Origin of the sequence: Pantoea sp. R102, from assembly GCF_004916815.1 — a bacterium.
Classification (GTDB): domain Bacteria; phylum Pseudomonadota; class Gammaproteobacteria; order Enterobacterales; family Enterobacteriaceae; genus Pantoea; species Pantoea dispersa.
In genome coordinates this window covers 1-7180 of the sequence record NZ_SDFT01000175.1, presented here as the reverse complement: position 1 = coordinate 7180, position 7180 = coordinate 1, and the positions used below count along the sequence as shown (strand labels likewise).

Genomic DNA, 7180 nt, shown 5'->3' with positions numbered 1-7180 from the left:
TGGCGCGGGTGCGCGCGCTGCCGGCGGCACAGCTGGTGGAGACGCTGATTGCAGAGTGGCAGCAGGCATAAAGCAGGCTGCTGCCACATAGTGTGTAACGTTACAGGCCGAGCGCGCGCGTTACCGCTTCCGGCATTGACGGGCGCCCATTGGCGAGGCAGGTGGCGACAAACGTGGCCTCGGCATACACCACGCCGTCGACCTTGATTTGCTGCACGAAGTTCACGCGGTTGCGCTTCTCATTCTGCTCCAGCGCGCAGGTGACTTCCACCTTATCGCCTTTCACCAGGCTCTTGCGGAAGCGCAGCGTGTACTCCAGCACCATGTAAATCTTGCCCTGACTGAACTCTTCTTCAATGTCGATACCCAGCGCCTCGCGCATGTAAGCGTGGCGCGTCCACTCCATGTAAAACGGGTAGTACAGCCCGTCGACCACGCCCTGAAAATCGATATGGCTTTCATCTACGTCATAGTGCTTTACGAACATTTTTGCATCCTGATAAGCGCGTTATGCGGTGAGGCAATGGGTATACCGAAGAATGACGCCGCGGGAAAACGGCAAGATGTTGCAAAGTAATTCCACTGTCGCCTGACGGAATGAATGCTGGTATTTTCCCGTGCTGCAGCAGAAACTGACAGCTGCATCACATATCCATAATCAACTGGCTACCTTTTTGTGACAAATCACGCAGCCCGGACACATTTTTCTGCGCAGGGTCGCGCGGCCAAACATAATGGTTTTACTATGTACACACATGTTGTACAGAGTAAAACAACAACACTGGCCGATTTGCGTTAAGCCATGACTCTGTGAGGAACTCTATGTCTGACAAGATAACCCGCGCGGCCGCTGTGCCCGATATTGAGCAGCAGACCGTAAAACGCGTCATCTGGCGCATTCTGCCGTTCCTGATCGTCTGCTATCTGATCGCCATTATTGATCGCGGCAACATCGGCATGGCGTCCCTGCAAATGAATGAAGACCTCGGGCTGAGCAAAGCGGTGTTTGGCCTGGCCAGCAGCCTGTTTTTTGTTGGCTATTTTCTGTTTGAGGTGCCAAGCAACCTCGCGATGCAGAAGATTGGCGCCAAAATCTGGATTTCGCGCATCATGGTGACCTGGGGCATTGTCTCGGTGTGCACCGCGTTCGTCAGCAGTGCGGAAATGCTGTACGTGCTGCGCTTTCTGCTGGGCGCTGCCGAAGCCGGCTTCTTTCCCGGCGTGATCCTATATTTGACTTACTGGATTCCGGCGAAATATCGCGCGCGCGTGATTGCGACCTTTATGGTGGCGATCCCGGCAGCCAACTTTATTGGCTCGCCGATCTCGGGCGCAATCCTGACGATGGACGGCTGGTTCGGCCTGCGCGGCTGGCACTGGCTATTTATCATCGAAGGATTCCCGGCGATTGTGCTGGGGGTGCTGGCTTTCTTCCTGCTCAGCAACCGTCCGGAAAATGCCCACTGGCTGACCAGCGAACAGCGCAACTGGCTGAGCGGCAAACTGGCTGAAGAGAATGCCCAGCGTAAAGCAATTGGTCATATCACCCTGTGGCAGCTGCTGCGCCACAAGCATATCTGGGTGATGGCGCTGATTTACGCCGGCGCGTCGGCAGCGGGTTCGACGCTGAGCGTCTGGTCACCGCAGCTGCTGAAATCATTTGGCCTGGATAACTTCACCACCGGTTTGATGAATGCGATCCCGTATGGTCTGGCATCGATTCTGATGATTGTCTGGGGCCGTAGTTCGGACCGCAGCGGTGAGCGTCGCTGGCACACCGCGCTGACGCTGTTCCTGATTGCCGGTGGACTGCTGGCGGCGTTCCTGACCGATACGCTGGCGGGCAGCGTGGTGATTCTGTCACTGGTGCTGATTGGTGCTTACTCGATGAAAGGGCCGTTCTGGGCGCTGGCCTCGGGCTGGATGTCCTCAACCACCGCAGCGGCCGGTCTGGCTGCTATCGGCGCGATGGCCAACCTGATTGGTGGCGGGCTGATGGTGAACGTTTACGGCATCATCAATGAGAAAACCGGCAGCCATGCGATGGCGATGATTCCTCTGGCGCTGCTGTGTGCGGCGGGCGGCATTGCGGTATTGCTGATGGGACGCAGCAAAAAGCTGCACGTTGAAGCGGAACAGCCGGTGGCCAGCACCGGGAAATAATCTCATGAGCCTGTGCCAGGGAGGGCACGTATCTGGCTCATCACGTCTGCCGTTATCCTGCTTTCATCCTGTAAAACATCCGTTTCCCGATGCGCCACAGGCACACCGGGAAACGCGGCGTTATTATCTCTGCTCAGCGCTGCGCTGGCGCCACGGATCTTTCACCATGGCGACCGCCAGTGCGCCAATCATCAGGACTGCCGCCACCGCCAGCAGCGCCCACATAAAGCCGCCGGTAGACTGACGCACATAGCCGATCAGCGACGGGCCGAAGAAGCCGCCGAGATTACCAATCGAGACAATCATGGCTAAGCCGCCTGCGGCGGCATTGCCGGTTAAAAAGCCGGAAGGCAGCGCCCAGAACGAGGCCTGAAACGCCAGAATACCGCTGACGGTGCAGCACAGCGCCAGCATTTTGATCACCGGCGCATCGCTCAGCGCGCTGCACATCAGGGCTAAGGCGGCGATCACCAGCGCGCCGCTGATCCAGCGAATACGGTGCGCTGATGCATTAGCGCGGCGCGCCCACAACAGCATGCTCACGGCACCGCAGACATAGGGCAGCGCGGCAAGAAAGCCGGTTGCCGTATGGCTCACACCGAGCTGTTTGATGATCTGCGGCATCCACAGTCCCACGCCGATCGAACCCACAATGCCGCAAAAGTTAATAAACGCCAGCAGATACAGCAGCGGATTGCGCAGCGCGTCGCGCATCTGGGAACCGTGCGTTGCCGCGATTTGCTGCTGCTCATCGGCCAGCCGGCGGCTCAGCAACTGCTGTTCACGCGGTGCCAGCCAGCGCGCTTTCTCCGGCCGGTCGCTCAGGACAAACAGGCACATGACGCCGAGGATCACCGCCGGTAAGCCTTCAATCAACAGCAGCCACTGCCAGTTACGGATATGCTCATGGCCGGTGATCTGCATCAGCGCGCCGGAAATCGGTGAGCCGATGATATTGGCCACCGGAATGCCGACCAGGAACGCGGCGGTGATTTTGGCGCGCCAGCTGCCAGGGAACCAGTAGGTAAAGAACAGATAGATGCCGGGGGTAAAGCCGGCCTCTGCTACGCCGAGACAGAAGCGCGCAATGGCAAAGCTGACGGGGCCGCTGATGAACGCGGTCGCCATCGAAATCAACCCCCACGAAATCATGATGCGCGCGATCCAGATGCGCGCTCCCACTTTTTGCATGATCAGGTTGCTGGGAATTTCAAACAGGAAATAGCCGATAAAAAACATGCCCGCGCCAAAGCCAAACTGTTCGGCGGTGATGCCGAGATCGGCGTTCATGCCCAGCGCGGCAAAGCTGACATTGGTGCGGTCAAGGTAGCTGACCACATAACAGATAAAGATAAACGGCAGAATGCGACGAAAGGCTTTGGCGGCCGCCTGCTCACTGTCCTGGAAATCCTGTTCGCTGAGCGTTTCATGGCGGGGTGGCACCGCAGCCGGCTGAGCCGGCGCAGGGCTGGATGTTGAGTGCAGGGTCATAGTAATCTCCGGTGCGTTCGGATGACGCAGAGTTGTAGTCAGAGAAACGAGGTATCGATGGCCGGTAACGCGCGGCCTGGTGTGTTCTGGGTGCAGGTCAGGATGCTGCCGCTGACCGATTCGGTGATAAACAGCTGATTAAGGTTGGCCCCGCCGAAGCACAGGTTGGTGGTGGAACGACCCAGCGGACTGAGCAGAATCTCTTCCGGTTCAGCCAGATCGTTAAGACGCCAGACGCGCCCGAGGCCGGGATTGGCAATCAGCAGTTCGCCGCGCTGATTGATGGTCAGCCCGTCCGGCCCGCTGGGTCCGTGTGAGGTAAAGAACAGTCCAACTTTGCTCACCGAACCATCCGCCAGCAACGGCACGCGCCACACGCAGTTGCCGCGCGTCATCGCCACGTAGAGGATTTTCTCATCCGGCGACAGTACCAGGCCGTTCGGGCTCGGGCAGTTATCCAGCAGCAGATCCAGCCGGCCATCCGGGCTGAGCCGATAGACGCGTCCGCTGGCATCGTGCAGCCCGGTCTGGCCCTGATCGGTGAAATAGAGATTGCCGCGGCTGTCGGGGGTTAAGTCGTTGACGCCGCGAAAGCTTTCGCTGTTACGCCGCGTCAGCCACGGCGTGATAGTGGCGCTGCTGATTGACAGCTTCATCAGGCCGTTACGGTAATCGGTGATGATCAGCGTGTCCGGATCGGTCAGCTTCATGCCGTTGGGCTCACCGTCATACTGCACCACCAGCTCCCAGTTGCCGCTCATATCGACGCGAAAGATGCGGCCATAGGGAATATCGGTGACATACAGACAGCCGGAGGGATGCCACACCGGGCCTTCGAGAAAGGAGTCGGTAAGCTGGCCGCCGCGATTGGCGGCAGCCCAGACATTGCCGGCGTCCGGCCGGCGAAACGCTTCAGGCAGGCGCGAAAACAGCGTTAACTCGCGCACCTCCGGTACGGTGAGCACGGTCATGATACCGCCTCCTGCTCCTGCAGAACCTGCAACGCGTTGCGCGCGGCACCGGTGCCCATGCGCACGTAGGCATTGTCGCTCACGCCGCCAATGTGCGGCGTAATAATCACGTTGTTAAGCGACTGCCACAGATGCGGTGCAGTCAGCGGCTCGCTGGTGAAGCTGTCCAGTCCGGCGGCACGCAGCGTGCCGTTTTGCAGCGCGGTCGCCACCGCCTGATCGTCAATCAGTCCGCCGCGCGCGGTGTTGACCAGAATCGCGCCAGGCTTAAAACGGGCGAGGGCGGCCGCGTTGATCATCTGGTGATTGCTGTCCGTCAGCGGACAGTGCAGCGACACCACATCGGCACGGCTGTACAGTTCATCCAGTGATTCAACCGCTTCACAGCCAGCCGGCAAGGTTTGCGCATAAGGATCGTAGGCCAGCACCTGCATACCGAAGGCCTGGCCGATGCGCGCCACGCGGCTGCCGATGGCACCCAGACCGACCAGGCCGAGCGTGCGTCCTTCCAGCTCCAGCGATTTATGCTGCGCTTTATCCCAGTGTCCGTCGCGCATCCGGCGGTCCAGCTGCGGCACGGATTTAGCACAGGCGAGGATCAGCGCCCAGGCATGCTCCGACACGGCGGCGGCATTGGCGCCCACTGCCGCGCGGACCGCAATCTGGCGTTCCGCCGCTGCCTGCTGATCGATAACGTCAATACCGCTGCCGTGCTTGGAGATCACGCGCAGCGCCGGCGCGGCGTCCATGATGCGCCCGTTGATTTTGCCATAGCGCACAATGATCGCCTGAGGATTATGGCGCTCGCACAGCGCGATCAAATCGGCTTCCTGCGGCTGGCGTCCGGCATAAATCAGCTGATAGTCCTGCAGCAGCTCGACGGCTTCAGCAGCCAGGTCGCTGCCGGTGATGAGGATAGTTTTTACGTTGCTCATTACAGCGATTCTCCTTCTGCTAACATACCCGCCGCGCGCAGAGCACCTTCCAGCCAGCCCGGACGTAAATCGCCCTGCTTAATACCCGCGATGCGGCGCGTTTCGGCGTCCAGCTTCTTCGCCGCCAGGGCAATGATGCGTTCCACATCCTGTTTAGCGATCACCACCACGCCATCGGCATCGCCGACCACCAGGTCGCCCGGCTCAATCGACGCACCGGCCACCGACACCGGATGGTTAACGCGTCCGGGAATACTTTTGGTGGGGCCGCTCGGGTTGAGGCCGGCAGCAAACACCGGATAGCTGCCCTGCGCGAGGGCGTCAGCATCACGCACCGCGCCATCAATGATGATGCCGGCGATGCCGGACGCTTCGGCCTGGGTTGCCATGATTTCACCCAGCAGCGCGCAACTGATGTCGCCTTTGCCGTCTACTACCAGCACATCACCCGGCTGGGCGATAGCCAGCGCCGCGTGAATCGCCAGGTTATCGCCCGGACGCACTTCCACCGTGATGGCCGGCCCGGCGACTTTCATCTGCGGCGACAGCGGCTTAACGCGGCCATGCAGGGTGCCGCGACGACCGGCGACATCGGCCAGAATCGCCGCCTGGAATGCGGCGGCCTGGCTGACGGACAGGGCGCTGACGCGCTCGATGTTGCGGTTGATCAGGTTATTTGCAGACACAGACATAATTCACCTCGTGGTTTGTTTTACCTGGTACAACAATGTTGTACAATATAAAACAACTATATCGACGATCTGACGCCGCATGCCAGTGTTACGAAGGTGTTTGTGATGTAAACACGATGTGACTCACAGTTTTCAGGTACACTCAGGACGGCACAAATCAGGAGGAAAAAATGGGAAATGAAGGCGTTAATGCGGTGGAGAAGGCGTTGTCGCTGCTGGATTGTTTTAAGCCGGGCGAAGAGAGCCTGTCGCTGACTGCGCTGTCGCAGCTTTCCGGCTATCACAAAACCACTGTCTATCGTCTGATGAACTCGCTGGAAAGGATGGGCTATGTGGTGCGCAGTGACAGCGGTGTCTACACGCTCGGCCCGCGTCTGTTATACCTCGGCAAGCTTTATGAGCAATCATTCCATCTGGCCAGCGTGGTGCAGCCGGAATTGCAGGCGCTGGCAACGGCGACCAACGAGAGCGCCAGCTGGTACGTACTGGATAACGGCCAGCGTCTGTGCCTGTTTCGTGCTGAATCGTCTGATGGCCTGCGTCATACGCGCCTGCCGGGGACAATTTTTCCGCTCGATAACTCAGCCATCAGTAAGGTGCTGCGTTTCTGGGGCATGAATGAAAATCTCTTCGATGCGCTGCCGTCGCTGCCAATATTCAGCTCGGGCGCGCGCGATCCGCACATCGCGGCCTTTGCCGTACCGGTATTCGCCGAAAATGACCGGCTGACCGCTGCGCTGGCGCTGACCGGCCCGGTTTCGCGTCTGACGCTGAATCGCAAAGATGAAGAGTTAGGCGTGTTGATGCGCGAAGCGGCTGCACGCCTGTCAGCCAAACTGGGCGCGCGCAAAGCATTTTGTGATGCGGTTTATGCGGCTAAATAAGGCTGCGCATTACTCACTCACCGGCGGGCCAGCAGGCCTGCCGC

General features: G+C 59.5%; 7 protein-coding genes. 2 read left to right on the top strand and 5 right to left on the bottom strand.

What is annotated here, in order from left to right; genetic code table 11:
* Window positions 1–100: 100 nt before the first annotated feature.
* On the bottom strand, window positions 101–487 hold the full coding sequence (locus ERD80_RS17600; protein ID WP_021509508.1) for a thioesterase family protein: 387 nt from the start codon (window positions 485–487) through the stop codon (window positions 101–103).
* A gap of 335 nt (window positions 488–822) precedes the next feature.
* Here ERD80_RS17600 and ERD80_RS17595 point away from each other — a divergent pair, with 335 nt between their 5' ends.
* On the top strand, window positions 823–2163 hold the full coding sequence (locus ERD80_RS17595; RefSeq protein WP_021509507.1) for an MFS transporter: 1341 nt from the start codon (window positions 823–825) through the stop codon (window positions 2161–2163).
* Window positions 2164–2286: 123 nt separating this feature from the next.
* Here ERD80_RS17595 and ERD80_RS17590 read toward each other — a convergent pair whose 3' ends face one another.
* The 4 genes from ERD80_RS17590 to ERD80_RS17575 are packed head-to-tail and all read right to left on the bottom strand — an operon-like array spanning window position 2287 to window position 6252.
* A complete protein-coding gene (locus ERD80_RS17590; RefSeq protein WP_021509506.1) occupies window positions 2287–3654 on the bottom strand; it encodes an MFS transporter in 1368 nt (455 codons plus the stop codon).
* 38 nt (window positions 3655–3692) lie between these two features.
* Complete coding sequence (locus ERD80_RS17585; protein ID WP_136547839.1) at window positions 3693–4625, bottom strand: SMP-30/gluconolactonase/LRE family protein; 933 nt, start codon at window positions 4623–4625, stop codon at window positions 3693–3695.
* A complete protein-coding gene (locus tag ERD80_RS17580; protein ID WP_104187238.1) occupies window positions 4622–5560 on the bottom strand; it encodes a hydroxyacid dehydrogenase in 939 nt (312 codons plus the stop codon). Before ERD80_RS17580 ends, ERD80_RS17585 begins: the two co-directional genes overlap by 4 nt.
* Window positions 5560–6252, bottom strand: a complete 693-nt coding sequence (locus ERD80_RS17575) for a diguanylate cyclase (RefSeq protein ID WP_021509503.1) — start codon at window positions 6250–6252, stop codon at window positions 5560–5562. The genes ERD80_RS17580 and ERD80_RS17575 overlap by 1 nt, the downstream gene beginning before the upstream one ends.
* A 170-nt stretch (window positions 6253–6422) precedes the next feature.
* On the opposite strand from ERD80_RS17575, the gene ERD80_RS17570 reads away from it, so the two are divergent.
* The gene (locus ERD80_RS17570) at window positions 6423–7136 is read left to right on the top strand and encodes an IclR family transcriptional regulator (RefSeq protein ID WP_021509502.1); all 714 of its coding nucleotides are present in this window, start codon (window positions 6423–6425) and stop codon (window positions 7134–7136) included.
* Window positions 7137–7180: the final 44 nt, after the last annotated feature.

What these genes read in the sequence shown, in the direction of transcription:
- ERD80_RS17600 (WP_021509508.1), bottom strand. Translation starts at nt 487, where the DNA reads ATGTTCGTAAAGCACTATGACGTAGATGAAAGCCATATCGATTTTCAG.
- ERD80_RS17595 (WP_021509507.1), top strand. Translation starts at nt 823, where the DNA reads ATGTCTGACAAGATAACCCGCGCGGCCGCTGTGCCCGATATTGAGCAG.
- ERD80_RS17590 (WP_021509506.1), bottom strand. Translation starts at nt 3,654, where the DNA reads ATGACCCTGCACTCAACATCCAGCCCTGCGCCGGCTCAGCCGGCTGCG.
- ERD80_RS17585 (WP_136547839.1), bottom strand. Translation starts at nt 4,625, where the DNA reads ATGACCGTGCTCACCGTACCGGAGGTGCGCGAGTTAACGCTGTTTTCG.
- ERD80_RS17580 (WP_104187238.1), bottom strand. Translation starts at nt 5,560, where the DNA reads ATGAGCAACGTAAAAACTATCCTCATCACCGGCAGCGACCTGGCTGCT.
- ERD80_RS17575 (WP_021509503.1), bottom strand. Translation starts at nt 6,252, where the DNA reads ATGTCTGTGTCTGCAAATAACCTGATCAACCGCAACATCGAGCGCGTC.
- ERD80_RS17570 (WP_021509502.1), top strand. Translation starts at nt 6,423, where the DNA reads ATGGGAAATGAAGGCGTTAATGCGGTGGAGAAGGCGTTGTCGCTGCTG.